Source organism: Herbidospora yilanensis, from assembly GCF_001570565.1.
GTDB lineage: Bacteria > Actinomycetota > Actinomycetes > Streptosporangiales > Streptosporangiaceae > Herbidospora > Herbidospora yilanensis.
The window spans coordinates 364,350-390,755 of record NZ_BBXE01000014.1 but is presented as its reverse complement, the minus strand read 5'-3'; the positions used below and the strand labels follow the sequence as shown (position 1 = coordinate 390,755).

Annotated in this window: 25 protein-coding genes; 14 read left to right on the top strand and 11 right to left on the bottom strand. The window is 72.6% G+C overall.

Annotation, left to right across the window (positions count from 1 at the left end; genetic code table 11):
* From AW273_RS38420 to AW273_RS06055, 6 genes are all read right to left on the bottom strand, one after another.
* Nucleotides 1-415 (bottom strand): Gfo/Idh/MocA family protein (locus tag AW273_RS38420; RefSeq protein WP_232327101.1); only part of this gene is annotated, 415 nt, incomplete at its 3' end.
* Nucleotides 416-459: 44 nt separating this feature from the next.
* Entirely contained in the window at nt 460-1,086 is a 627-nt protein-coding gene (locus tag AW273_RS06075) for a dTDP-4-dehydrorhamnose 3,5-epimerase family protein (RefSeq protein ID WP_062346042.1), read from the bottom strand.
* Between the two features lie 26 nt (nt 1,087-1,112).
* On the bottom strand, nt 1,113-2,216 hold the full coding sequence (locus AW273_RS06070) for a glycosyltransferase (RefSeq protein ID WP_062346035.1): 1,104 nt from the start codon (nt 2,214-2,216) through the stop codon (nt 1,113-1,115).
* 16 nt (nt 2,217-2,232) lie between these two features.
* Complete coding sequence (locus tag AW273_RS06065) at nt 2,233-3,606, bottom strand: NDP-hexose 2,3-dehydratase family protein (RefSeq protein WP_062346033.1); 1,374 nt, start codon at nt 3,604-3,606, stop codon at nt 2,233-2,235.
* 2 nt (nt 3,607-3,608) lie between these two features.
* Nucleotides 3,609-4,718, bottom strand: coding sequence for a DegT/DnrJ/EryC1/StrS family aminotransferase (locus AW273_RS06060; RefSeq protein WP_062346173.1), 1,110 nt, complete (start codon nt 4,716-4,718; stop codon nt 3,609-3,611).
* A gap of 14 nt (nt 4,719-4,732) precedes the next feature.
* A complete protein-coding gene (locus tag AW273_RS06055; protein ID WP_062346031.1) occupies nt 4,733-5,263 on the bottom strand; it encodes a GNAT family N-acetyltransferase in 531 nt (176 codons plus the stop codon).
* Nucleotides 5,264-5,485: 222 nt separating this feature from the next.
* Between AW273_RS06055 and AW273_RS06050 the strand changes: the two genes are divergently transcribed.
* The 14 genes from AW273_RS06050 (at nt 5,486) to AW273_RS05985 (ending at nt 20,843) form a co-directional block, all read left to right on the top strand.
* Nucleotides 5,486-5,806, top strand: coding sequence for a hypothetical protein (locus AW273_RS06050; RefSeq protein ID WP_062346029.1), 321 nt, complete (start codon nt 5,486-5,488; stop codon nt 5,804-5,806).
* A 111-nt stretch (nt 5,807-5,917) separates the two neighbouring features.
* A complete protein-coding gene (locus AW273_RS06045) occupies nt 5,918-6,418 on the top strand; it encodes a PH domain-containing protein (protein ID WP_062346026.1) in 501 nt (166 codons plus the stop codon).
* A complete protein-coding gene (locus tag AW273_RS06040; protein WP_062346024.1) occupies nt 6,415-7,974 on the top strand; it encodes a PH domain-containing protein in 1,560 nt (519 codons plus the stop codon). The genes AW273_RS06045 and AW273_RS06040 overlap by 4 nt, the downstream gene beginning before the upstream one ends.
* Nucleotides 7,949-8,935, top strand: coding sequence for an aldo/keto reductase (locus AW273_RS06035; protein WP_269750216.1), 987 nt, complete (start codon nt 7,949-7,951; stop codon nt 8,933-8,935). The genes AW273_RS06040 and AW273_RS06035 overlap by 26 nt, the downstream gene beginning before the upstream one ends.
* Nucleotides 8,932-9,618, top strand: a complete 687-nt coding sequence (locus AW273_RS06030; protein WP_062346020.1) for a GNAT family N-acetyltransferase — start codon at nt 8,932-8,934, stop codon at nt 9,616-9,618. The genes AW273_RS06035 and AW273_RS06030 overlap by 4 nt, the downstream gene beginning before the upstream one ends.
* A gap of 33 nt (nt 9,619-9,651) precedes the next feature.
* The gene (locus AW273_RS06025; RefSeq protein ID WP_062346017.1) at nt 9,652-10,647 is read left to right on the top strand and encodes an NAD-dependent epimerase/dehydratase family protein; all 996 of its coding nucleotides are present in this window, start codon (nt 9,652-9,654) and stop codon (nt 10,645-10,647) included.
* Entirely contained in the window at nt 10,647-11,909 is a 1,263-nt protein-coding gene (locus AW273_RS06020) for an activator-dependent family glycosyltransferase (protein WP_062346171.1), read from the top strand. Before AW273_RS06025 ends, AW273_RS06020 begins: the two co-directional genes overlap by 1 nt.
* Nucleotides 11,910-11,921: 12 nt before the next feature.
* Nucleotides 11,922-13,172 carry an activator-dependent family glycosyltransferase gene (locus AW273_RS06015; protein ID WP_062346016.1) on the top strand — a complete coding sequence of 417 codons (1,251 nt, stop codon included), beginning with the start codon at nt 11,922-11,924 and terminating at the stop codon, nt 13,170-13,172.
* 17 nt (nt 13,173-13,189) lie between these two features.
* Nucleotides 13,190-14,449, top strand: a complete 1,260-nt coding sequence (locus AW273_RS06010; protein WP_062346014.1) for an activator-dependent family glycosyltransferase — start codon at nt 13,190-13,192, stop codon at nt 14,447-14,449.
* 17 nt (nt 14,450-14,466) lie between these two features.
* Entirely contained in the window at nt 14,467-15,747 is a 1,281-nt protein-coding gene (locus AW273_RS06005) for an activator-dependent family glycosyltransferase (protein ID WP_062346012.1), read from the top strand.
* Between the two features lie 8 nt (nt 15,748-15,755).
* Complete coding sequence (locus tag AW273_RS06000) at nt 15,756-17,012, top strand: activator-dependent family glycosyltransferase (protein WP_062346010.1); 1,257 nt, start codon at nt 15,756-15,758, stop codon at nt 17,010-17,012.
* Between the two features lie 5 nt (nt 17,013-17,017).
* Entirely contained in the window at nt 17,018-18,292 is a 1,275-nt protein-coding gene (locus tag AW273_RS05995) for an activator-dependent family glycosyltransferase (RefSeq protein ID WP_062346170.1), read from the top strand.
* Nucleotides 18,293-18,294: 2 nt separating this feature from the next.
* Entirely contained in the window at nt 18,295-19,566 is a 1,272-nt protein-coding gene (locus tag AW273_RS05990) for an activator-dependent family glycosyltransferase (RefSeq protein ID WP_062346009.1), read from the top strand.
* Nucleotides 19,566-20,843 carry an activator-dependent family glycosyltransferase gene (locus tag AW273_RS05985; protein WP_062346007.1) on the top strand — a complete coding sequence of 426 codons (1,278 nt, stop codon included), beginning with the start codon at nt 19,566-19,568 and terminating at the stop codon, nt 20,841-20,843. The genes AW273_RS05990 and AW273_RS05985 overlap by 1 nt, the downstream gene beginning before the upstream one ends.
* Nucleotides 20,844-20,907: 64 nt before the next feature.
* On the opposite strand, the gene AW273_RS05980 is transcribed toward AW273_RS05985, so the two are convergent.
* The 5 genes from AW273_RS05980 to rfbA are packed head-to-tail and all read right to left on the bottom strand — an operon-like array spanning nt 20,908 to nt 26,316.
* Nucleotides 20,908-21,837: a putative sugar O-methyltransferase gene (locus tag AW273_RS05980; protein WP_062346004.1), complete on the bottom strand. Its 930-nt coding sequence runs from the start codon at nt 21,835-21,837 to the stop codon at nt 20,908-20,910.
* Nucleotides 21,830-22,750: an SAM-dependent methyltransferase gene (locus tag AW273_RS05975; RefSeq protein ID WP_063909847.1), complete on the bottom strand. Its 921-nt coding sequence runs from the start codon at nt 22,748-22,750 to the stop codon at nt 21,830-21,832. The genes AW273_RS05980 and AW273_RS05975 overlap by 8 nt, the downstream gene beginning before the upstream one ends.
* Nucleotides 22,747-24,270: an aromatic amino acid ammonia-lyase gene (locus AW273_RS05970; RefSeq protein WP_083949533.1), complete on the bottom strand. Its 1,524-nt coding sequence runs from the start codon at nt 24,268-24,270 to the stop codon at nt 22,747-22,749. The genes AW273_RS05975 and AW273_RS05970 overlap by 4 nt, the downstream gene beginning before the upstream one ends.
* Nucleotides 24,267-25,391 carry an AMP-binding protein gene (locus tag AW273_RS05965; RefSeq protein WP_062346002.1) on the bottom strand — a complete coding sequence of 375 codons (1,125 nt, stop codon included), beginning with the start codon at nt 25,389-25,391 and terminating at the stop codon, nt 24,267-24,269. The genes AW273_RS05970 and AW273_RS05965 overlap by 4 nt, the downstream gene beginning before the upstream one ends.
* A 52-nt stretch (nt 25,392-25,443) precedes the next feature.
* Entirely contained in the window at nt 25,444-26,316 is an 873-nt protein-coding gene (gene rfbA, locus AW273_RS05960; RefSeq protein ID WP_062333330.1) for a glucose-1-phosphate thymidylyltransferase RfbA, read from the bottom strand.
* Between the last annotated feature and the right edge of the window lie 90 nt (nt 26,317-26,406).

The window sequence follows — 26,406 nt, the reverse complement described above, 5'->3', positions numbered from 1 at the left end:
CCGCGCCGTGCTGCGAGTGGTGCAGGAACATGTAGTTCTCCAGCAGGACCAGCCCGCGCGAGCGGGCCAGCGCCACCAGCCGGGCGGTCTCGGCGTGACTGCCCGTCATGGGCTTCTCGACCAGGACGTGCAGTCCCGCGCGCAGCGCGCGTTCGACCCACTCGGCGTGCAGCAGCGCGGGCAGCGGGATGTAGACGGCGTCGAGGTCGGTGCGCTCCAGCAGCGCCGCGTACCCTTCGACGGCCACGCCGCCGAACCGGTCGGCGAACCGCTCGGCCCGCTTGAGGTCGCGGCTGGCGATCGCCGCGACGTGTACGCGGGGATCGCCGGCCATCGCCGGCAGCGTCCGCCGCCACGCGATGTCGGCGCAGCCCATGACCGCCATCCGCAGCCCGTCGGGGGTCCTGGCACTCATCACATGAACTCCGCTCAACAACAGGGGTGATCGGGCAGGGGGCATCAGCGCCGCCAGGGGTCCGCCTTCAGCGCGGCGTAGTGGGCCAGGCAGTCCTCGTAGGTGGGGAGAATCCCCTTCGCCTCGGCCTCGTCCAGGGTGGGGGCGCCCGCGTCCTTCTCCGACATGATCGGAGGTCCGGTGAGCGGCCACGGGATGCCGATCCTCGGGTCCAGCGGGTCGATCTCGATCATGGTGCCCGGCACGTACGCCGCCGAGCACACGTAGTTCATGCAGGCGTCGTCGGTCAGCGCCAGGAAGGCGTGGCCGAGCCCGTCGGACAGGTAGACGGCGGTGCCGGAGTCGGCCTCCTGGCGGGTCAGCTCGTACTTGCCGTAGGTCGGCGAGCCCACCCTCAGGTCCACGACCACGTCGAGCACCGCCCCGCGCACGCAGGTGACGAGCTTGGCCTGGCCGGGCGGCAACGTGGTGCCGTGGATGCCGCGCAGGGTGCCGCGGCGGCTGGACGACCAGTTCACCTGCCCGGTCACGAACGGGTAGCCGATGGCCTCGGAGACGACGTCGCCGCGGAAGCCCTCCATGAAGTAGCCGCGCACGTCGTCGTACCGCTGCGGGGTCAGCCGGAACGCGCCCGGGATCGACAACTCGGTCATCAGATGCGCCTGGAACATCGGGGCTCCTCGCTTCGGTCCGGCGATCAGCTCGCCGGCTTCTCCAACAGGGTCACCACGTCGGCCGGGCTCGGCTGCGCGGCGATCTCGGCGGCCAGGCCGGCCGCGGCCTCGGCGTGCCGCCGGTCGCCGAGGAGCTCCCGGCACCGCGCGGCCACCGCCTCCGGGGTGGCCGCGCCGGGGTCCAGCCGCAGCCCGGCCCCGGCTCCGGCCACCGCGTCGGCGTTGTCGAACTGGTCGTCGAACTGCGGAATGACGAGTTGCGGGACACCGGCCGCCAGCGCCGTCAGCACGGTGTTGTGCCCGCCGTGGCTGACCAGCACGTCGCAGACCGGCAGCACCTGCGCGAGCGGCAGGCGGCCGACGTGGTCGGCGGCCTCGGCGAGCTCCGGCCGGGCGGCCAGGACCTGTTCTTCGGCGGCCACCACGATCTCGGCGCCGAGCCCGGACAACGATCGGAGCATGGGCAGGAGCAGGTCGTCCACCTGTCCGCCGCCGAGACGCGGCACGACGGTGCCGAACGTCACGCACACCCGGGGGCGCACGCGGGGCCGCAGCGCCCATTCGGGCACCCGGGCCTCCCCGCTGTAGGGCATGTCGCGGATGCTCTGGTGGTGCGCGGCGTGCGCCTGTCGTAGCCGGGCCGGCCAGGGGTCGAGCACCCGGACGGGCGGCGGCGGCCGGACCCCGAACTCCTCCGCCGCGGCCTCGGGGTACTCCTCCAGGGGCGCGATGCCCCACCGGTACTCCACCTGGGGCACCCCCGCGGCGGCCGCGGCGAGCGGCCCGGCGAACTCGGCCCGTTCGCTCACGATCAGGTCGGGACGCCAGTCGGCGACGACCCTGCGGGCGCCCGGCAGGACGTCGGCCGCGATGAGGGCGAACGCCCGGCCGTGCGCCCGCCTGCGGCCGGCCGGATCGGGCGTGGCCCGCTCCGCGCCGGCCAGTTCGACGAACCCGCCGGCGGGGCCGAGCGAGGCGACCGGCAGCCCGGAGGCGGCGACGGCGGCGCAGAACGCCTCCGCCGTCCCCACCAGGACCTCGTGCCCGCAGGCACGCGCGGCCCAGGCCAGCGGCACCAGGGGATGGAGGTGGCCGCGCAGCGGCGCGGTCGTGAACAGCAGGCGCATCAGGGACTCCGGGACGTCAGCACAGGCTGTGCAGGCAGGCGAGCAGGCTACGGGCCTCGATGTTCAGATAATGGCCGTGGTGGAGCAGGTCCAGGAGTTGCCGGACCGTCATCCAGCGGAAGTTCGGCGGAACATCGATGGGGATCTCGTCGCCCACCTCGACGATCTGGTAGCGCGTCAGCGCCCGGTAGAACCGCCCTCCCTCCTCGGAGAGCACCGTGTCGTAGCGGGTCACGCCGGTCCGGGAGAGCAGGACGTCGCGCAGGAACGCGTCCTCCACGTCATGGGGTTCCACGCCGGGCGGCAGGTGCACCGTCGGCGCCATCTCCACCATGTCCACCAGACCGTATTCGGGCCGGGCCTGGACGAGCAGGTGCAGGACGCCGTCGATCGGCCGGGCCAGGAAGACCGCGCGGCCCTGCCCGCACGGGTGCAGCAGCGGCTGCGTCCAGCGGGTCACCTCCCGGGTCCTGGCCTCCACCTCGACCGCGATGATCTCGAAGAGCCGGCCGTCCCGCTCGGACAACTCGTACTCGCCGCGTTCCCAGCCCTTCACCGAGTCGAGCGGCACCAGCCGGGCCGTCCAGTCGCAGCGGGTCTTGGCCTCGGTGAACCAGCTCAGCGCCTCGCCCGCCGTGTGCAGCGTGTCCTGCGGCCGCCGGTACGAGCGCAGCAGCGCCTCCCCGAACGCGTCGCGCGGCCGGCCGGGCCGTTCGGGCATCTCGAACGGAAGACAGGACAACACCGTCCTGGCGTCCATGTTGACGAGGTTCTCGATCCTGGTCAGCTCGCGGATCTGGGCCAGGGTGAGCCAGGCGAAGTCCTCCAGCACCGGCAGGTCTCCGGTGACCTCCACGACCATGTTGCGGTTGCGCTTGCGCCAGAACCAGGCGCCCTGCTCCGACTGGAGCACGTCGACCAGGACCTTGCCGCGCCGCTCCCCCATGAACAGGTCGAGGTAGGGGGGCAGCGCGCCGCGGTGCACCCGTGTGTAGTTGCTCCGCGTGGCCTGCACCGTCGGCGAGATCTGCAGGGTGTTGACGTTGCCCGGCTCCATCTTGGCCTGCATGAGGCAGTGCAGGACCCCGTCGAACCGTTTGACGACGATGCCGAGCACGCCGATCTCGGGCTGGTTGATGATCGGCTGGGCCCAGGTGTCGGCCCCGCCGTCCCGCACCCGCAGGCCCTCGATGGTGAAGAAGCGGCCGCTCGCGTGGCCGAGGTTGCCGGTGTCGGGGTGGAACGACCAGTCGTCGAGGGCGGAGAAGGGGATCCTGCGCACGTCGAAGCGGCCGGCGGCGAGCCGCTCGGCCCACCAGCCGTGGATCTCGGCGGTGGTCATGAGCGCGCCGTCGTCGGTGCCCTCCGCCGATGAGGCGAGTGCGGTCATGGTCAGAGCCCGGCCAGCACGTCGTGCACGGCGGCGATGACCCGTTCCTGCTCGGCGTCGCCGAGCGAGGGGTACATCGGCAGCGAGAAGATCTCCTTCGCCGCCGCCTCGGTCACCGGCAGGGACCCCTCGCGGTAGCCGAGGTGGGCGAAGCCCGACTGGGTGTGCACCGGCCACGGGTAGCTGATGTTCAGCGAGACGCCGTGGCCCTTGAGCGCCTCCATGATCCGGTCGCGTTCGGGGTGGCGGACCACGTACACGTAGTAGACGTGGGTGTTGCCCGGCGCCGTCTTCGGGGTGAGGAGCCCCGTGCCGGCGAACGCCTCGGCATAGCGGTCGGCGATGGCCTGCCGCCGGGCGATGTAGTCGTCCAGCCGGGTGAGCTTGCGGCGCAGGATCTCGGCCTGCACCTCGTCGAGGCGGCTGTTGTAGCCGGGCGTGCCGACGACGTAGTAGCGCTCCTCCATGCCGTAGTAGCGCAGCCGGCGTAGGGCGGCGGCCACCCCCTCGTCGCCGGTGACGGTGCAGCCGCCGTCGCCGTAGGCGCCCAGCACCTTCGTCGGGTAGAAGGAGAAGGCGGCGGCGCGGCCCATCGAGCCGGCGATCCGGCCGTGGTGGCGGGCGCCGTGGGCCTGCGCGCAGTCCTCCAGGATCGGCAGGCCGTGCTCCTCGGCGAGCGCCTCCAGCGGCGCCATGTCCACACACTGGCCGTACAGGTGGACGGGCAGGATGCAGCGGGTGCGCTCGGTGATCGCGGCGGCCACCTGCGACACGTCCATCAGGTAGGTCTCGGGGTCGACGTCCACGAACACCGGGACGGCGCCGACCGCGTCGATCGCCACCACCGTGGGCGCGGCCGTGTTGGAGACGGTGATGACCTCGTCACCGGCCCCGATCCCGAGGGCGCGCAGGCCGAGCACGATGGCGTTGGTCCCGTTGTCGACGCCGACACAGTGGGCGACCCCGTTGTAGGCGGCGAACTCCCGCTCGAAGCCCTCCACCGACGGCCCGAGCACGAGACGGCCCGAACGGAACACGGTGTCGACGGCGTCGAGGATGTCGTCGCGCTCTTTCTCGTACTCGGGCAGGTAACCCCAGACGTAGAGGGTCATCGGCACGCCACCTCTCAGACGATGTTCTTGACAAGGTCCACGCCGTGGTCGTCCCAGCGCTCGCGGTAGACCGCGAACACGTGGACGTCCCAGGTCCGGCCGTGGAAGTACGTGTGCCTGGGCAGGACCGCCTCGGCCTCGACCACGGCCGCGTCCGGCCCGGCGAAGCCGATGCCGGCCGGGGACGGGTCGATGGCGTGGAAGTAGACCTTCTTGATGCGCCACATCGCGAACGCGAAGTTGACCGTGAGCACCGCGGCGTCGCGCCTGATCTCGTCGGGCTGGCCGCCCAGGTGGACCTCGGCGGTCACGTGGCCGGCCACGGACGGCTCGGACAACGTGCTGAATCCGGCGACCTCGCCGGTGTCCTTCCGGTGCACCAGGAAACAGGCCGACAGGCCCTGGCCGAAGGAGTCGGCGTACCGGTCCAGCAGCGGCAGGCCGCCGTGTCCCAGGCGGAAGAGGATCTCGTAGACCCGGGCGGCGTCCTTGGCCCCCGCCGGGCGCAACTCGATCTGCCCGGACTCGGTGTGCGGAAACAGCATTTCTTGGTCACCCTCGTTTCACTCGAAATGCATTAGGGATTCACGAATGGAAGGCGGCGCGGACGCCCGGGTTTAGGCCAGGTGTACCACATCGGCGGCAACCGCAGGAATGCCGATGACATTCGCCGAGTGCGGGCTATTGTCCCCATTGTGGCCAGCTGACTACCGTCGTCGGCGTTTCGCCTTTGAACGTCGCCGCGACCGCACGAAAGGACGAAGTACATGCCGGACAATGACCACGCGACCGCCGTCGACCTGACCCTGGTCGACGAGGTGGAGCGCATGGTGCGGGGCACGGCCGAGATGATCTGCGCCGAGCAGCCGGACGTGCCGCAGCCCGACTCGCTGCGCGATCTCGACTCCTTCTCGATGGTCCAGGTCCTGCTGGAGCTGGAGAACACCACGCAGCTCAAGCTCCTGGAGAAGCTGGAGGGCTTCCAGGGCGAGACCTTCCGCGACCTGGCGGAGTTCATCGTCCAGACCACCGCGGAAGAGGAGGCCGCGCAGGCCGGGGCGGGCGAGGGCGAGCCGACGCGCGTCTAGCGCCGGACCTGCTGCGCTGTCCCGCTGGCGAGACAGCGCAGCGGGCGCCGACATTCGCCGCGAAAATTCCTTTCATTTGTCTCTCGGAGTTCCGGGACCCAGGATGACGACATGTCCGACACATTGCCCGCATTGAAGCCTCCGAGCCATCGGGTCGAACGGCGTGCGATTCTCTTGTGGACGCTGTACGCCCTGATCTGGGGAATATCCGTCGTCGGCGCGCTGGTGGCGCTCTACGTATTTCTGCCGGCGACCAGGCCGTGGATCCATCCGTTCCTGTGGATTCTGCCGCCGATTTATCTGCTTTATTTGACGCGGGTGCCGTACTGGCGTTATCGGGTGCACCGCTGGGAGATCACCGACGAGGCCGTGTACGCCCTGAGCGGCTGGATCGTCCGCGAGTGGCGGATCGTGCCCATCTCGCGCATCCAGTCGATCGACGTCAAGAAGGGGCCGCTGCAGAGCCGGCTGCGCCTGGCCACGCTGAAGATCTCGACGGCGGCGGCGAGCGAGGGCGGGATCAGCATCATCGGGCTGGACGCGGACGTGGCCGAGCGGTGCTCGGACCGGCTCACCGACCTGACCCAGATGGTGCCCGGGGACGCCACGTGACCGCGGTCGCCGTCGACGACGCCGGATGGCAGCGGCTGAACAGCCGGGTGGCCTGGGTGGACCTCGCCAAGATGGTGGTCACGTTCATCCCCAGCGTGGTGGCCGCGGTCGTCTTCGACCAGGGTCTCCAGGCCTGGCCGGTGTTCATCGTGACCGGCCTCGGGGTCGTCTCCAGCGTGCTGGACCTCAAGCGCTGGATGCACACCCGCTACCGGGTCGGCGCCGACCGGATGGAGATCCGCAAGGGCTGGCTGGTCCGGAGGTACCGGTCGGTGCCGCGCGACCGCATCCGCACCGTGGACACCAGCGCCAAGCTGCGGCACCGTCTCGCGGGGCTGCGGGTGGTGCACATCTCCTCGGGCGAGGCCCGCACGTCGTTCAAGCTGGACGCGCTGGAGTCCCGGGCGGCCGAGCGGCTGCGCGCGGACCTCCTGGGCGTCGGCCGCGCCGCGGAGACGGCGGAGACGCCCGAGGCCGAGGAGACGGTCCTCGCCCGGCTGCGCGCGTCGTGGTTCGTCTACAACATCGTCAGCGTCTGGGCGTTCCTGGTCTCGGGGCTGCTGCTGCTGAGCGCGTACCTGACCATGCAGACGTTCGGGGTCGACCTCCGGGAGGTCATCGAGCGGGCGGTCGACTGGCGGTCGCTGGGGCTCGGCTGGACGATCGTGGTGGCCACGGCCGGCTGCTTCGTCCTGGGCACCTTCGGGATGGCGCTCAACTACCTGCGGGAGAAGGCGAACTTCCGCCTCGTCCGCACCAGGACCGAGGGCGGCACGGCCCTGCTGACGCGCCAGGGGATGTTCCGCATCCGCGAGGTCTACCGCGACGACCGGCGGCTGCGCGGCGTCGCCATCAGCGAACCGCTGCTGTCGAGGTGGCTGCGGCTGGCCGAGACCGAGGTCGTGTCGACCGGCCTGAGCTGGACGCCGGGGAGCGACGCCGCCGCCGCCATCCTGCCGCGCACGTCCGTCGCCGAGGCGCGGCGCGTGGCGGCGCTCGTGCTCGGCGACGAGCACCGGCCGCTGGACGCCCCGCTGCGGCGGCATCCCCGGTCGGCGCTGCGCCGGCGGCTGGTGTGGGCGTGTTACGTGCCGGGTGTGCCGGCGGCGCTGCTGGCCTGGCTGGGCGCGACGGGCGCCGTTCCCGGCTGGGTCTGGGCGGTGCCCGCCGGGCTGGTGCCCGTGGCCTGCCTGCTGGCCGTGGTGGCCTACCACTCGCTGGGGCACGCCGTCGCCGGGCCCTACCTGGTGATGCGGTCCGGGCTGATCCGGCGCACGACGGTCGTGCTGCAGAGCCGGGGCGTGATCGGCTGGGGGGTGCGGCAGTCGCTGCTGCAACGGCGGCTCGGCCTCGCCACCCTGCGGGTGCAGACCGCGGCCGGCAACCGCCACTACGAAGTGCCCGACATCGCGGCCGGCGAGGCGGCGGCCTTCGCGCACGCCGCGACCCCCGTGATCCTGGCTCCGATCCTTGCCGAGGGGGCGGCGGAGGCCGTTACAGATCCCCAACCTGATGGGCAGGAGGCACAAATTGCGCACGACCCAGCTCACGGATGACCTGTCCGTCAGCGCCATCGGCCTGGGCTGCAGCTCGATGTCCCACGGCTACGGGCCGGCGAACCGGGACGACGAGGAGTCCGTCGCGGTCATCCGGCAGGCCGTCGAGCTCGGCATCGACCTGTTCGACACCGCCGACGTCTACGGGCCGTACACCAACGAGCTGCTGCTCAAGAGAGCGCTGGCCACGCACGGCGGCAAGGTGACGATCGCCACCAAGTGCGGCCTGATCGCGGGGCCCGACGGCAGGTTCCGCCGCAACGGCCGGCCCGACCATCTGCGGGCCGCGTGCGAGGGATCGCTGCGCCGGCTCGGCGTGGAGGCCATCGACCTCTACCAGCTCCACCGGGTCGACCCGGCGGTCCCCCTGGCGGAGACCTGGGGCGCGCTCGGCGAGCTGGTGACGGAGGGCAAGGTCAGGGCGCTGGGCATCTCCCACGCGACCGTCGAGGAACTGGACCTGGTGCACACGTTGTTCCCGGTCACCGCCGTGCAGTACGAGCTGTCGGTGTGGGCCACGGCCTGCCTCGGCGACGTGCTGCCCTGGACGCGCCGGCACGGCGTGGGATTCCTCGCCTTCGCCCCGCTCGGCCGGGGCTTCCTGTCGGGCCACGTCGACCACACCGCCCTCTCGGAGGGCGACTCGCGCAACCGGGACCCCCGGTTCAGCCCCGACGCGATGACCGCGAACCGGTGGATCGTCCAGGGCCTGCGCGAGATCAGCGAACGGCACGGCGCGACCCCGGCGCAGGTCGCGATCGCCTGGGTGCTGGCCCAGGGCGACAACGTGGCCCCCATCCCCGGGACGCGCAACCGCCGCTGGCTCCGGGAGAACGCGACCGCCGTGGACCTGGTGCTGACCCCCGACGACCTGCGCGACATCGGCGCGCTGCCGCGTGCGGTGGGCGAGATGAGCTGGGACCAGATCCGCATCCAGACGACGACGGGACAACGACCGTGACCGATTCCCCGAACCCGGGGGCCAAGCCGAGGGTCACCCGCTTCGCCCTCTCCCCGGCCCCCGTCACCCAGAAGACGACGATCTTCCCGCACACGGTCTCGCGCCGGCTGGCCCTCCATCCGGCCGGCGGCACCGACCAGCGCGACTTCGCGCAGTTGTTCGTCCGCACGGGGGTCGAGACGGTGCGTCCGGCCGTCCGGCCCGCGCAGGGGGGCGCCATGCGCGCGTACGCGGCCTTCCGGGTGACCCGGCTCGGCACCGGCGAGCAGGTGGGGTTCGGCGGGCTGCACAACCTCGACCCGGCCGGGCACGTGCGGTGCGCGGTCTACATGAACCCCGACACGGCCCGGCTGGGCGTCGGCTCGGAGGCGATCCTCCTGGTGGTCAACTACGCCTTCGCCACCCTCGACATCGAGCGGGTGATCGGCCAGACCACGCAGGCCAGCTTCAGCTCGTTCGGCATCTCGGACCGCGACGAGCGGACCGGGGCGCTGCCCGGTCACCTCTACTTCCGCGGCCGTTACTGGGACCTGCACAACTTCCAGGTCGAACGCTCCGACTGGGAGGAGTACATCGACCGCAGGACCGACTGGGAGGAGTTCATGGGCAAGAGCTCCAACGGCGTCCTCCCTCCGTCCCTGGACTGGCGCACCGCGCCGGCCCGGCCGTTCGACGTGTCCTGACCCCTTGACCGCATCGGACGTGAAGGAGATGACGTGGCGACCACAGCCGCCCAACCACTGATCACCGTACTCGGCGCCTCCGGGCTGCTCGGCACGGCCATCACCCGTGAGCTGGCGGACCGGCCGGTCCGGTTGCGGCTCGTCGGTCGCCGCCCCACGTCCGTCCCCCCGGACCCGCGTGCCGAGGTGGAGGTGCGCGCGCTGGACCTGACGGCGGAGGGCGCGCTCGCCTCCGCCGTCGAGGGCGCCGACGCGGTGATCCACCTGGTCGCCCACATGGGCCGGGCGAGCACCTGGCGGGTGGCCGCCGTCGACCCCGTCGCCGAGCAGGTCAACCTCGGCCTGGTGCACCGGCTGCTCGACGCGGTGCGGGCGAGCCGCCCGGCCCGGCCGCCGGTGCTGCTGTTCGCCGGGTCGGCCTCGCAGGTCGGCCGCTCGTCGTCGCCCCTGGTGGACGGCAGCGAGCAGGACGAGCCGCTGACCGCCTACGACCAGCAGAAACTCGCGGCCGAGCGGATCATCGAGGCGGCCACCGCCGAGGGTCTGGTGCGCGGCAGCACCCTGCGCCTGGCGACCCTCTACAGCCAGGGTGTCGACCCCACCTCGCTCGACCGGGGGGTGGTGGCGACGATGATGCGCCGCGCCTTCGCCGGCGAGCCGCTGACGATGTGGCACGACGGCACCGTCAAGCGGGACCTGCTGTGCGTGGACGACACGGCACGCGCCTTCGTGGCCGCGCTGAACCGGGCCGACGCGGTGGCGGGCGGGCGCTGGCTGGTCGGCACGGGCCAGGCCACCAGCGTGGCGGAGCTCTTCACGATGATCTCCAAGGTGGTGGCGCGGCGCACCGGCCGGCCGCCGGTCCCGGTGGCCTCGGTGCCGCCGCCCGAGCACTCGATGCCCACCGACCAGCTCGACTTCGTGCTCGATCCGGCCGCCTTCCAGAAGGTCTCCGGATGGTCGGCGCGGGTCCCGCTGATGGAGGGCCTCGAATCGGCGGCGGACGCGATCGCGCGCGAGTCGGCGTGATGCGGGTCCTGTTCGTCGTCAACCCCGAGAAGTCGATCTTCCAGTACCTGGTCCCGCTCGCGTGGGCGCTGCGCACGGCGGGGCACGAGGTCAGGGTGGCGAGCCAGCCGGCGTTCGCCACGGTGATCACGCAGGCGGGGCTGACGGCCGTGCCGGTGGGCGAGGACCGCGACCCGTGGCGCATCACCGCGAACCGGCCCGACCTGCGTGAGGCGATGCGGGTCGGCATCATGAAGCCGTACGACGCCTTCGAGGAACCGGAGAAGGCGACGTGGGAGTACCTGCGGCCGGGGCTGGCCGAGGCGGTCCGGGGCTGGCACCGGGTGGCCAACTTCCCGATCATCGCGGAGCTGGTGGAGTTCGCCCGGCACTGGCGGCCCGACCTGGTCGTCTGGGAGCCCCTCACGTTCGCCGGGGGCATCGCCGCCAGGGCCTGCGGCGCCGCGCACGCGCGGCTGCTGTTCGGCGTGGACGTGTACGGCGGGGTGCGCGCCCTCTTCCGGCGGCTCGACGCCCGGCGACCGGCCGGTGAGCGTGCCGACCCGATGGCCGAGTGGCTGACCGGCTACGCCCGCAAGTACGGTTTCGACTTCGGCGAGGACATGGTGACCGGCCACTTCACCATCGACCAGCTCCCCCGGAGCCTCCAGGTCGAAGCCGACCTGCCCTACGTCCGCATGCGGCACGTGCCCTACGGCGGCCCCTCGGTCGTGCCCGACTGGCTGCGCGCCGCGCCGGAACGTCCCCGCGTCGGCTTCACCATGGGCCTGCACGCGACCGAGATCTACAACGGCTACAACGTCGACGTCCAGGACATCCTCGACCACCTGGGCGAGCTCGACATCGAGGTCGTCGCCACCATCGCGGCGAGCGAGCGGCCCAAGCTGCGGAGGATACCGCCCAACGCCCGGGTCGTGCCTTTCGTGCCCTGGCAGGCGCTGGTGTCCACCTGCGCGGCCGTCGTCCACCACGCCGGGGCGGCCACCCTGGCGACCGCCGCCCTCCACCCGATCCCGCAGCTCTCGCTGCACTACCACTTCGACCAGCCGACCCTCGCCCGGAAGCTGGCCGCCCACGGCGCGGGGCTCGAACTGCACACCGGCGAGGCCACCGGGCCCGCCGTCGCCCACGCCGTGCACCGCCTGCTCACCGAGCCCGCCTTCGCCCGCCGCGCCCACGACCTGCGCGACGAGGTGCACGCCTCGCCCTCCCCCAACGACCTGGTCCCGCACCTCGAAGAACTCACCGCCAAGCACCGCTGAGGAGACGACACGATGCGCGTCCTGCTGGTCACGTACCAGAGCACGACCATCTTCACCGCGATGGTGCCGCTCGCGTGGGCGCTGCGCACGGCGGGCCACGACGTCCGCGTCGCCAGCCAGCCGGGCTTCACCGGCGTCATCACCCAGGCCGGGCTGACGGCCGTGCCGGTCGGCCGGAACCACACGACCTGGCGGGTCGGCGAGCTGCACCCGGAGCAGGTCGAGGCGGAACGGAACGGGCTGCCCGCGCCCTACGACACGGTCGCAGAAGGGGCCGAGCCCGACTGGGAGCGCATGCGGGACGGCTACGCCGAGATGCTGAACCGCTGGCACAAGCTGGACAACTTCCCGATGATCGCCGACCTGGTGGCGTACGCCCGGCACTGGGAGCCGGACCTGGTGATCTGGGAGCCCACCACGTACGCGGGGCCGATCGCGGCCCGGGCCTGCGGCGCGGCGCACGCGCGGCTGCTCTGGAGCATCGACGTCTTCGGCGCCGCCCGCGAGCACTACCTGCGCCTCGCGGCCGGGCGGCCGGCGGACCCCCTGGCCGAATGGCTCGGCGGCTACGCCCGCAAGTACGGCTTCGACTTCGGCGAGGACCTGGTCACCGGCCAGTTCACCATCGACCAGGTGCCCGGCTCGCTGGCCGTGCCGACCACGCTGGACCGGCTCCCGATGCGGCCCGTCCCCTACGGCGGCCCGGCCGTCGTGCCGGGCTGGTTGCACGCGCCGCCGGAACTGCCCCGGGTGGCGCTCACGCTGGGCACCACGGCGACCGAGCGCTACGCCGGTTTCGCCGCCAACGTGCCCGACATCGTGGCCGCGCTGGCCGATCTCGACCTCGAACTCGTGGCGACGCTGCCCAAGGCCGTGCAGGGCACGGTCGGCGCCCGCCCGGCCCGCACCCGGCTGGAGACCTTCGTCCCGCTGCACGCCCTCGCGCCGACCTGCGCGGTCGTCATCAACCACGCGGGCCCCGGAACGTTCCTCACCACCGCCCTGTACGGCGTCCCGCAGGTGACGCTGCCGTGGGACTTCGACGAGCCGGAGCTGGCCAGGCGGGCGGCGGCGCAGGGCGGGACGCTCACGCTGCGCCCCGACCGGGTCACCGGGAGGGAGGTCCGCGACGCCATGTTGCGCCTGATCGACGAGCCGGGCTTCGCCGACCGGGCCGAGGCCCTGCGCCGGGAGATGGTCGCGATGCCGAGCCCGGCCGAGCTGGTGCCCCGCCTCGAAGAGCTGACCGCCAAACACCGCTGAAGCAGGGGAGGACGACCATGCGGGTGATGTTCACCGCCGTGCCGGCGAAGACGATCTTCCAGTACATGGTGCCGCTGGCGTGGGCGCTGCGCGCGGCCGGGCACGAGGTGGTGTTCGCCAGCCAGCCGGGCTTCGCCGACGTGATCACCTCGGCCGGGCTGACCGCCGTGCCCGTCGGGCGCGACCGCGAGTTGCGGATGGTGCGCTCGGCCGAGGAACTGGAGGCGGAGCGGGTCGGCATCCCGCCGCCGTACGACGCCTTCGACGATCCGGAGAAGGCCACGTGGGAGTACCTGAAACCGGGCATGGCCCGGGCGGCGAACCTGTGGCACCGCTACGGCAACTTCCCGATCATCGCCGACCTGGTGGAGTTCGCCCGGCACTGGAAACCCGACCTGGTCGTCTGGGAGCCCCTCACCTTCGCCGGTCCGGTCGCCGCGCGGGCCGCCGGCGCCGCGCACGCCCGCCTGCTGTTCAGCGTCGACGTCTACGGCGGGGTGCGCACCCTGTACCGGCGGCTCAACGAGCGGCAGCCGCCGGAACTGCGGTCGGACCCGATGGCCGACTGGCTGGCCGGCTACGCCCGCAAATACGGCTTCGACTTCACCGAGGACCTGCTCACCGGCGACTTCACCGTCGACCAGCTCCCCCGGAGCCTCCAGGTCGAGGCCGACGGCCTCTCCTACGTCCGGATGCGGTACGTCCCCTACGGCGGCCCCGCGGTCGTCCCGGGCTGGTTGCGCGAGCCGCCCCGCCGCCCCCGCGTCGGGTTCACCATGGGGCTCAGCGCGACGGAGACCTACAGCGGCTACAACGTCGACGTCCAGGACATCCTCGACCACCTGGGCGAGCTCGACGTCGAAGTCGTCGCCACCATCGCCGCCGCCGAGCAGCCGAAACTCCGCCGGGTCCCGCCCAACACCCGGGTCGTGTCCTACGTCCCCTGGCACGCCCTGGCCCCCACCTGCGCCGCCGTCGTCCACCACGCCGGCGCCGCCACCCTGGCCACCACCGCGCTGCACCCGGTCCCGCAGCTCTCGCTGCACTACCACTTCGACCAGCCCACCCTGGCCAGGAAGCTGGCCGCCCACGGCGCCGGGCTGGAGATCCACACCACCAGGGCCACCGGCCCGGCCGTCGCCGGGGCCGTCGACCGGCTCCTCACCGAGCCGTCGTTCACCCGGCGCGCCCATGACCTCCGTGACGAGATGCACGCCCTCCCCAGCGCCGCCGAGCTCGTCCCGCACCTCGAAGAACTCACCGCCAAGCACCGCTGACCAGGAAAGAGACCCGGATGCGCGTCCTGATTACGACATATCCAGAAAGGACCCATTTCCTGCTGATGGTGCCGCTCGCATGGGCGCTGCGCACGGCGGGTCACGAGGTGCGGGTGGCGGTGCAGCCGAAGTTCGCCGACGTGGTCACCCAGGCCGGGCTGACGGCCGTGCCGGTGGGCGGCGACCGCGACCTGTGGCAGGTCATCGGCCGGGTGCGGAACCTGCCCCGGCAGGACCGTTCGTTCTCGGGCGATCGGGAGCCGGGATACCCCTCGCCCTACGACGCCTTCGAGCGGGACCCCGCCGACCTCACCTGGGAGGACCTGCGCGACGGCTACGAGCGGCAGATCTCCGGCTGGCACAAGGTGAGCAACGTCCCCATGGTCGCCGGGCTGGTCGACTTCGCCCGGCGCTGGAAACCCGACCTGGTGATCTGGGAGCCGACGACCTTCGCCGGCGCCGTCGCGGCCCGCGCCTGCGGAGCCGCCCACGCCCGGCTGCTCATCGGCGCGGACGTCTACGGCATCGCCAGGGAGCACTTCCTGCGCCTCAAGGACGGCCGGGCCGACCCCCTCGCCGAATGGCTCGGCTCCTACGCCCGCAAGTACGGCTTCACCCCCGGAGAGGACCTCGTCACCGGCGACTTCACCCTCGACGTGCTGCCGGCCCCGCTGCGCGTCCAGGCCCGCGACCTCACCTACGTGCCGGTCCGCTACACCCAGTACGGCGGCCCCGCGTCGGTGCCCGCCTGGTTGCGCACCCCGCCCGAGCGGCCCCGGGTCGCCCTCACGATGGGGCTGACCATCACCGAGCACGACGTGGGCTACCCGGTGGACATGCAGGGGCTCCTCGACAGCCTGGCCGACCTGGACATCGAGCTGGTCGCCACCATCCCGGACGCGGAGCGGGAGAAGCTGGAACGTGTCCCGGCCAACGCGCGCCTGGTGCCGTACGTGCCGCTGCCCGACCTGGTGCCGACCTGCTCGGCCGTCATCCACCACGGCGGCGTCGGCACCATGGTCACCACCGCCCAGTTCGGCGTCCCGCAACTCTCCCTGCCGTGGGACGTCGACCAGCCCGCCCTCTCCACCCTGCTGGCCGCCGCCGGCGCGGGCCTCACCATGCACTCCACCACGGCCACCGGCCCGGCCGTCCGCGACGCGGTGCGACGGCTGCTGACCGAGCCGTCCTTCGCCGAGGGGGCGGCGCGGCTGCGGGCCGAGGCGCTGTCCGTGCCCGCGCCGAACCAGGTCGTGCCCCGCCTGGAGGAGCTGGCCGCCCGGCACGGCCGAGGGTGAGGGCCGGCATGCGCGTGCTGTTCACCACGTATCCGGAGAAGGCGCACTTCCTGGCCATGGCTCCGCTCGCGTGGGCGCTGCGCACGGCGGGCCACGAGGTGGTGTTCGCCGTGCAGCCCTCCTTCTGCCCGGTGGTCACCCAGGCCGGGCTCACCGCCGTGCCGATCGGTGGCGACCGGGACCTCTGGCAGCTCATGAACCGCGACCTGAACTGGATCGCGGCAGGGACGAACGGCCTGCCGGTCCCCTACGACGCCGCCGAGTGGCGGCCCCGGGACGTCACGTGGACCTACCTGCGGGACGGATACGCCGTCCAGGTGCCGCGCTGGCACAAGATGAGCAACGTCCCCATGGTGCCCGCCCTGGTCGACTTCGCCCGGCACTGGAAACCCGACCTGGTGATCTGGGAGCCCACGACCTACGCGGGCGCGATCGCGGCGCGGGCCTGCGGCGCGGCCCACGCCCGCCTGCTGTTCAGCGTCGACGGCTTCGGCGTGACCCGGGAGCACTACCTCCGCCTCAAGCCCGCGGAATCCGGTGACGACCCCCTGGCCGAATGGCTCGACGGCTACGCCCGCGCCTACGGTTTCCCGTACGGCGAGGACCTCACGACCGGCGACTTCACGATCACGCTGGTGCCCCCCTCGATGCGCCTGGAGGCCGACGGCCTGCGGTACGTCCCGCTGCGCTACGTGCCCTACGGCGGCCCGGCCGTCGTGCCCGGCTGGTTGCGGGCCGCGCCGGAGCGGCCGAGGGTCGCCTTCACCACGGGCATCAGCTTCGCCGAGCACGGCGCGGGCAGCGCGGTGAGCCTCCGCGACGTGCTCGGCACACTGGCCGGGCTCGACGTCGAGCTGGTGGCCACGGTCGGCGACGCCGAACGGGAGCGCCTCGGCGGGGTGCTGCCGGGCAACGTGCGGCTGGTGCGGTTCGTGCCGATGCAGGCGCTGGTGGCGACCTGCTCGGTCGTCATCCACCACGCCGGGTTCGGGACCCTGGCGACCACGGCGCTCCAGGGGGTGCCCCAGCTCGCGATGCCGTTCGACGGGGACGGCCCGGCGCTGGCCAGGCGGATCGCCGCGCAGGGCGCCGGGCTGGCGCTCCTGGCCGCCCAGGTCAGCGGCCCGACCATCCGCGACCGGTTGCTGCGGCTGCTGCGCGAGCCGGCCTTCGGCGTCGCGGCGGCCCGGCTCCGCCAGGAGATGCTGGACATGCCCTCCCCCAACGAGCTGGCCGGGGACCTGGCCGAGCTGGCCGGGCGGTGACCGGGATGCGCGTGCTCTTCGTCGCCAACCCCGAGAAGGCCCACCTGCTGGCCATGGTGCCGCTGGCCTGGGCGCTGCGCGCGGCCGGCCACGAGGTGCGGGTCGCCGGGCAGCCCGCCTTCGCCGACGTGATCACGCAGGCCGGGCTCACCGCCGTGCCGGTCGGCCGCGACGGCGACCTGTGGCGGCTGCTCGCCCGCGATCCCCGGCTGCCCGGCTGGACGTGGCGACCCGCCTACGGCCTGCCCGCCCCCTACGACGTGGCCCAGTTCCCCGGCCGGGGCACCTGGGAGCACCTCACCGAGGGATACGCCGAGGTGCTGCGGCACTGGCACCGGCCCGGCTGCCTGCCCATGATCGCCGCGCTGACGGAGTTCGCCCGCCACTGGCGGCCCGACCTGGTCGTCTGGGAGCCGCTCGCCTTCGCCGGCCCCATCGCCGCCCGCGCCTGCGGGGCCGCCCACGCGCGCCTCCTCTGGAGCCTGGACGTCTTCGGCCTGACCCGCGCCCGGTTCCTGGACCTGAAGGCCGGCCGGCCGGAGCACGACCGCGCCGACCCCCTGGCCGAGTGGCTCGACGGCTACGCCCGCAGGCACGGCGGCGACTTCGCCGAGGACATGGTGACCGGCCAGTTCACCATCGACCAGGTGCCCGACTCCATCGCGGTGCGGGCGCCGGGCCTGCACCACGTCCCCGTCCGCTACCTCCCCCACGGCGGGCCCTCCGTCGTGCCCGGCTGGTTGCGCGAACCGCCCCGGCGTCCCCGCGTCGCGCTGACGATGGGCGTCAGCCTCACCGACCACGCGGCCGGCTACTCGGTCAGCGTGCGCGACCTGCTGGAGGCGCTGGCCGACCTGGACGTCGAGGTCGTCGCCACCATCGCCGACGCCGAGCGGCACGGGTTGGCCACGGTGCCGGGCAACGCCCGCGTGGTGCCCTACGTGCCGCTCCAGGCGCTGGCCGCCACCTGCTCCGCCGTGCTCAGCCACGGGGGCTTCGGCACCGTGCTCACCACGGCCGGGCACGGCGTGCCGCAACTCGCGATGCCGTGGGACTTCGACGGCCCGCTCTTCGCCCGCCGGTTGGCCGCGCAGGGCGCCGCGCTGGCCGTCGACGCCGACCGCGTGTCGGGCGAGACCGTGCGCGCCGCCGTCCTGCGGCTGCTGGAGGAACCCGCCTTCGCCAAGCGGGCCGACGACCTGCGGGCGGAGCTGGCCGCCCTGCCGAGCCCCGGGCAACTGGTCGCCCGGCTTGAGGAACTGACCGAGAGGAACCGCTGACCATGCGCGTACTGTTCGTGATCAACCCCGAGACCACCACGCTGCTGCCCATGGTGCCCATGGCCTGGGCGCTCCGCACGGCCGGGCACGACGTCCGGGTCGCCAGCCAGCCGGGCTTCGCCAAGGAGATCAACCAGGCCGGGCTGACCGCCGTGCCCGTCGGGCGCGACATGGACATGTACCGCCTCGTCGAGGTGGCGATGGACGTCCACGACGACATCGGGCACGGCCTGCACCGCCCGTTCGACGTCGTCGACGACCCGGCCAAGGCGACCTGGGACCGCATGCTGCCCGGCTACGCCGAGGCGGTCGCGGAGGAGCACCGGCGGGAGAACTTCCCGATCATCGCCGACCTGGTCGACTTCGCCGTGCACTGGGAGCCCGATCTGGTGATCTGGGAGCCGTCGACGTACGCGGGCGGCATCGCCGCCAAGGCGTGCGGTGCGGCGTCCGCGCGGCAACTGATCTCCATCGACATGTTCGGGGTCACCCGTGACCACTTCCTGCGGCTGAAGGCGCAGCGTCCGCCGGAGGAGCGGGCCGACCCGCTGGCCGAATGGCTCGGCGGCTACGCCCGCAAGTACGGCGGCGAGTACACCGAGGACATGGCCGTCGGCCACTTCACCATCGACCAGCTCCCTCCCTCGCTCCGCAGGGAGGCCGACCTGCACAACGTGCCACTCCGGTACGTGCCCTACAACGGCGTGGCGGTCGTGCCCGACTGGTTGTGGCAGGAGCCGGAGCGGCCGCGCGTCGCCCTCACCCTCGGCTGGACGGCCGGGGAGCGCTTCGCGACCTACACGGTCGACGTGCAGACCGCCCTCGACGCGCTGGCCGACCTCGACGTCGAGGTGGTGGCCACGATCGCCGAGGCCGCCCAGAAGGAGCTGCGGGTGCCGGACAACGCGCGGATCGTCCCCTTCGTTCCGCTGCACGCGCTGGCCCCCACCTGCAGCGTCGTCATCAACCACGCGGGCGCCGGCACCCTGATCACCACCGCGGGCTACGGCATCCCGCAGCTCACCCTGCCCTGGGACATCGACGAGCCCGAGTTGTCCCGCCTGCACAGCGCGCAGGGCGCCGGCCTGACGATCCGCGGCGACCTGGCGTCCGAAGAGGAGATCCGCACGCAGGTGCGGCGGCTGCTCGACGAGCCCTCCTTCGCCCAGCGCGCCCGGGACCTGCGCGACGAGATCCACGCGATGCCCACGCCCAACCAGCTCGTCCCGCAACTGGAGGAGCTCACCGCCAAGTACCGCACCGCGAGCCGCTGATGCGGGTCCTGTTCGCCATCACGCCGGGGACGAGCACGTTCCTGCCGTTGGTGCCGCTGGCGTGGGCGCTGCGCACGGCGGGCCACGAGGTCAGGGTGGCCAGCCAGCCCGGCTTCGCCGGCGCGATCACCCGAGCCGGGCTGACCGCGGTGCCGGTGGGCCGCGACCTCGACATGGTCCGGCTCCTGCGCGGCTACGGCGTGACCGACGAGCAACTGGAGAAGGCGAGGGCCGGTCTGTCTCCGCCGTTCGACGTCGCGGACGACCCCGCGCACGCGACCTGGGACGGCATGCTCGGCGGTTACGCCGACGCCGTCGACGGCTACCGCGCCGAGAACCTGCCGATGATCGCCGGCCTGGTCGAGTTCGCCCGGCGCTGGCTTCCCGACCTGGTGATCTGGGAGCCGTTCAGCTACGCGGGCGCCATCGCGGCCAGGGCCGTCGGCGCCGCGCACGCCCGCCAGTTGTGGTGCCTGGACGTCTTCGGCATCGCCCGCGAGCACTTCCTGCGGCTCAAGGCCCGGCGTCCGCCGCAGGAGCGGGCCGACCCGCTGGCCGAATGGCTCGGCGGCTACGCCCGCAAGTACGGCTTCCCCTACGGAGAGGAACTGGCCACCGGGCACTTCACCATCCACCAGCTCCCCGCCTCGCTCAGCGACCAGGCCGAGGGGCTGCGCTACGTGCGGATGCGCTACGTCCCGCACGTCGGCGCCGCCACGGTGCCCGGCTGGTTGCGCACCCCGCCCGCGCGCCCGCGGGTGGCCCTGACCCTCGGCTTCGCCGCCGACGGCTTCTCGGGGGGCTTCGCGATCGGCGTGGAGGAGGTGCTCGACCACCTGGCCGACCTGGACGTCGAGGTGGTCGCCACCATCCCCGACGAGCAGCGGGCGCGGCTCCGCCGGGTGCCGGCGAACGCCCGGCTGGTGCCGTTCGTGCCGCTGGACGCGCTCGTGCCCACCTGCGCGGCCGTCATCGACCACGGCGGCGACGGTACCGTGCTCACGACCGCCCTGTACGGCGTGCCGCAACTGGCCGTCGGCCACCACTTCAACGAGCCGATCATGGCGCGCAAGCTGGCCGCGCAGGGCGGCGCGTTGGCGCTGCGTCCCGCCGAGGCCACCGGGCCGGCGATCCGGGCCGGCGTGCTGCGCCTGCTGAACGACCCGGGCCTGCGGGCGGGAGCCGAGCGGCTGCGCGCCGAGATGCGCCGGCTTCCGACGCCGAACGACCTGGTGCCGGAACTGGAGGCGCTCACCGAACGGCACCGCGCCCGCTGAGCGCGGACACGAGAGAGGGCGGGCCCGCGCCGGGCCCGCCCCCTCTTCCCTCGTCAGGACGCTGTCAGGACGCGGTTCTGGTGTAGAGCGCCTGCCAGTAGAACGTCCACGGGCGAGCCCACCCGTCCTCCACCAGCGTCCACCCGGGTCCCGGACGGTAGACCGAGACGAAACGGGCCGCGTGCTCGCGTACGGCCGAGGCGTCGTGGACGTCGACGATGTCGCGCAGCAGCCCGGACCCGAGCGCCAGCCGCACCGCCTCCTCCCCGTCGTACTGCCGGTCGAGGCTGTAGTCCAGGTACTTCCCGACGGGGTTCTTGGTGTAGAACGCCGTGGCGACCGTGTCGATGACCGTGAGGTAGTTGCGCGCCGTCTCCTCGTTCATCTCGGCGAAGGAGTCGATGTTCAGGCACAGGTCGAAACCGGGGCCGCCGACCAGGTCGTCCACCTCGTCGATGCCGAGGAAGCGGACCCGGCCGAACTGCGCGGGCGTGAGCACCGCGCGCAGGTAGTCGCGCGTGAGGGTCAGGCAGTTCTCCAGGTCCACGATGACGTACTCGGCGACGTCGTGGTTGGACAACACGGCGTGGCAGGAGCGGCCGTAGCCGGCGCCGATCTCCAGCACCCGGGCCCCGTCCAGCTTCACCGAGCGGCTCACGAACTCCAGCTCGTGCACCGCCTGGAGGTAGTCGAGGCAGACCCGGTCGCCGTCCACGGTGACCGTGATCGGGGCGCCGACGTCGCGGTTGCGGATGCGGGCCAGGCGGGCCCTGTTCTCCGGCGACAGGTCGGCGGCCAGGTTGTAGGTCAGGGTCTTGAGATAGCGGAGGCCGTTGGCCTCCGGGTTCCACAACGAGATCTTGTAGTTGACCTTGCTGGACTTGAAGGTGGCCAGGTCGAGCGCGTCCAGCGCCAGGCTCGTGCGGTTGATGCGCGCCCACTGCGGGCTCTGGCCGTACCTGTGCGTGGCCGGCGCGGTCTCGCGGTCACTCATCGCCGTCCGTCTCCGGTTTGCGGGCCACGACGAGCACGACGCCGTCGTGCTCCTCCTCGTCGTCCTCGTACTCCAGCCAGTCGACGTCGTCGCCGACGCAGAAGATGCCGAGCAGGTCGGCGGGCAGGTCGCCGTGCCTGGCGGCGTACTCGCGGGTGGCCACGTACAACCACCGGAACGACTGCTTGGTGTGCTCGGTGAGGTCGGCGACCTCGTCGACCTCGAACCCGGCCCGCTCGACGAGGCCGGGATAGTCCTCCAGCCGGGCCATGGGCGCCATCCGCCAGGCCGCCGTCGCCTTGAGGAACGCCTCCTCCTCCGCCGGGTCGAGCTCCAGCGGGCCGCGCCTGATGTTGTCGGTGAGCACCAGACGGCCGCCGGGACGCAGCACCCGGGCGCACTCGCGCAGCGCGGCCGTCCGGTCGGGGAAGTGCGGGATCGTCTCGGCCGCCAGGACGGCGTCGAAGGTGCCCGCCTCGAAGGGCAGGTCCAGCGCGTCGGCGTGCCGGAACGCCACCAGGTCGGTCATGGACTCCGCCTCGGCCAGCGCCGAGGCCAGCTCGACCTCGGCCCGGCTGATCGCGACGCCGGTCACCCGCGCGCCGGTCGCGCGCGCCACCTGGAGCGCCGTGGCCCCCGGCCCGCAGCCGAGGTCCAGGACGTGGCCGCCGGGCCCGACCCGGAGCGCCGTCGTCATGAGGGACGTCAGCCGGGCGGCGGCCTCCCTGAACGAGGCGTCGTCGTCCGGACCGGTCCAGTAGCCCACGTGGATCTGGCCGCCGTAGATCTCGTCGAGCGCGCGGGCGTTCCGGTCGTAGAAGTCGGCGACCTGGTCGGCGGTGGGACCCTGGCGGGAGTCCCGGGTGCCGGTCGCGAACGAGCGCGCGCTGCGGCGCAACTGCTCCACGCTCACCGGCCGGCACCCCGTTCCGCGGCCAGTTCCGCGGCGGCCTGGCGGTCGAGCAGGTCGCGGGCCGCCCGCACCTCGGCCGCCATCGGCCGGTCGGCGTCCAGCGGCGGCGAGATCTCCGCCAGTTCCGCCCACACCCCGGTCGGCCGGTCGCCGACCATGACGGCGAGCTGGGCCACCCCCAGCGCCAGCGAGCCGATGGTCAGCCAGCCGAGGTCGAGGCCGTCGGCCACGGCGTTGGCGCCGTTGAGCGCCATCGGCACGTGGTCCTGGTTCCAGCCGTTGGTGGGCAGCGTGGTCAGGGAGGCCGGCGTGACCGTCTGCCTGATCTTGGACACGAACGAGGTGGCGCTGATGTGCACCCCGGCCAGCCCGCAGCCGCGTCCGGCCCGGGGGGTGAGCATCATCGGCAGGTCGCCGTTGGTGGCCGGGTTGAGCAGCAGCCCGAGTTGCCGTTCGGCCAGGTAGGCGGCCATGTGCAGGGACAACCCGATCTGGTCGGAGGCCAGGCCCACCGGCATGGCGTGGAAGTTGCCGCCGTGCAGGACCTGGTCGTCGTAGGTGATCGGGTTGTCCTGGCAGCCGTTGGCCTCGCGGTCCAGCACGTCGCCCGCCATGGTGAGCTGGTCGAGCACCGCGCCGAGCACCTGCGGCGCGCACCGCAGGCTGTAGGGCTCCTGGAGCGGCCGCCGCTCGTCCCTGACCAGGCCGGGCGGCAGCTCCTGCCTGATCCAGCGGGCGACCGTGTGCTGGCCGAGCTGACCCCGGGCGACGGCGTGGCCGTCGTCGTAGTGCTCGGGGTTGGCGCGCAGCAGGGTGGCCAGCCGTCCGGCGAGCATCGCGGCGGCCCGCACCAGCCGCAGCGCCGACTGGTGGTTGAGGATCGACACCGCCAGGCTCGCGCCGGTGCCGTTGACGAAGGCGAGCGCCTCCCTGACCGGCCACTCGAACGGCTCGACGCCGAGCGCGGCCAGTGCCTCCCGGGCGGGCCGGATCGTCCAGCCGCCGTCGGCCCCGCGCATCCAGGCCTCGCCCGTCCCGGTGAACGTCAGCGCGGCGTGCGCGAGCGGCTGGAGGTCGCCGCTGGCGCTGACCGTGCCGTCGCGCGGGATGACCGGCGTGAAGCCCGCGTTCCACAGGTCGGCCAGGACCTGCCAGAACTCCGGCGAGACGGCGGAGTAGCCGCGCCGCATGCTGTTGAGGCGCAGGAAGAGGATCAGCCTGCTGACCTCGGGGCTCAGCGGCCGGCCCTGCCCGGTGCCCAGGTGGGAGATGAGCGAGCTGCCCTGCTCCATCTCCGACTCGGCGGAGTAGAGGACGAGCGGGCCGAACCCCTGGGTGAGGCCGTAGATGGGACGCTCGGAGGCCAGGTGCTTGGCGATCGTCGCCGCGCTGGCCTCCATCCGGGCGACGGCGGCGTCGTCACACGGCTCGATCCGGCTGTCCCAGGTGGCGCTCCCGGCGAGGTCCGCCAGGTTCGCGGCGCCGGTCGCGGTGCTCGGCGTGTCGGCGATCAGTGTCACTGTGCTTCCTCTGCTTCGCTCGTGGGTGGGGTCGAAAGGTGCCGTACCTTGCCGAGCGCGGACCGCTCGATCCGGGGGACCGTGTGCACGCGCCGGGGCCGCACGCCCATGCGCTCGAAGGCCGCGGCCAGGTCGAGGTCGGCCAGGGCGCCGCCCGGTTTCAGCACGACCAGCAGGTCGACGTGCTCGCCGATCATCCGGTCGGCGACCGGGAGCACGGCCAGGTCGGCGCAGTCGAGCACGCCGCGCAGGGCGTTCTCGACCTCGTCCAGGTTGATCCGGCGGCCGTTCACCTTGACCAGGCGGGAGCGGCGCCCGGCGAAGTGGAACCTCCGCTCGTCCAGGGGGCGCACGCGGTCGTCGGCCTCCCAGACCGAGGGCGCCCGTTCACCCGGGGCGAAGGCCAGGCGGGGGCTGTTGATCACCAGGGGCACCTCGCCGTCGTCGTCGGGCTCGCCGGAGGCGGCGAAGGACACGTCGGGGAAGAGCGTCCACGGCGGCGGCTCGCCCTCCCGCCAGCGCCGGGTCGCGATGCCCCCGGCCTCGGTGGAGCCGAGCATCTCGACGATCAGCGCGCGGTCGGGCCCGGCCTCGGCCAGGAACTCCCCGGCCGTCTCGGGGATCATCGCGCCGCCGTAGAGCACCGTGACGTGCTCCATCTCCCGCACCCACGCCAGGTGCTGGAGCAGCAGCGTGAAGATCCACGGTGTGGCCACCACGACGACCCTGCGCTGCTCGATCGGCGGCATGGCCCCGTAGAACGTGGGCTTGTGCCAGACCGGCACCCGCAGATGGGCCGGCACGAGCACACTGGCCAGCGCGCCGAACAGATGCGCGGGCGGGACGCAGGAGACGACGGCCTCCGGCTTCTCCGGCGCGACCATGTCGGCGAGCATGCCCGCCTCCCGCCAGACGTTCTCCCGCAGCCGGCGCCACAGGCGGCTCTCCCCGGTGCTGCCGGAGGTGCGGAAGTCGATCACGGGAGGCAGCAGTTCCGCCGCGAGCCGCTCGGGCACGCCGTCGCCGGCGTCCCATCCCACGTGCCAGGCCCGCTCCGTCACGGCCGGCGCGGCGAATTCGAGGGACAACAATTCACGCGGGCTCAACTCGGCATAATCCATGACGCCCTCCTCACCGATGAATTCCCGTCCCGCCAGCGGGACAGAACCCGGCTCAACCGAACGACTCCGCGATCTCCATCAAATAGCGGCCGTATTCCGAGTTCTTCATTTCGGCGCCGAGCCGGTGACACGCGTCGGTGTCGATGTATCCCATGCGCAGGGCGATCTCCTCAAGGCAGGCGACCCGCACGCCCTGGCGCTTTTCGATGGTCTGCACATATTGACCGGCGGCCAGGATCGAATCGTGGGTGCCGGCGTCGAGCCAGGTGAAACCGCGCCCCAGCCGGACCAGGTGGGCCCGCCCCTGCTTCAGGTACGCCTTGTTGACATCGGTGATCTCCAGTTCCCCGCGGTCGGAGGGCACCAGGTCGCGGACGATCTCCAGGACGTCGTTGTCGTAGAGGTAGAGGCCGGTGATGGCGTCGTTGGAGCGCGGGCGGAGCGGCTTCTCCTCGATGGAGACCAGCACGCCCTCGGCGTCGACCTCGCCGATCCCGTATCGCTCGGGGTCGGACACCGGGTAGCCGAACATGGTGCAGCCGTTCAGCCTGCTGCGGCTGGCCCGCAGGATGCGCGGGAAGCCGGCCCCGTGGAAGAAGTTGTCGCCCAGGATGAGCGCCACCTCGTCGTCGCCGACGTGGTCGGCCCCGATGACGAACGCCTCCGCGATGCCGCGCGGCTCCGGCTGCTCGGCATAGGTGATCTCCAGCCCGAGATGCGACCCGTCGCGCAGCAGCCGGCGCAGCAGCGGAAGGTTGTCGGGCGTGGAGATGACCAGGATCTCGCGCAGCCCGGCCAGCATGAGCACCGAAAGCGGGTAATAGACCATCGGCTTGTCATAGATGGCGAGCAGTTGCTTGGACGTCGCCAGAGTCAGGGGATGCATACGCGTGCCGCTGCCGCCGGCGAGAACAATTCCTTTCATCACCCGCCCCTTCTTTTCGATTATCGGGTGGATGCGGCCCAGGGTAATCACGGGCCGGACCGGCGACCAAGAACGGGAAACCGGGCTCGA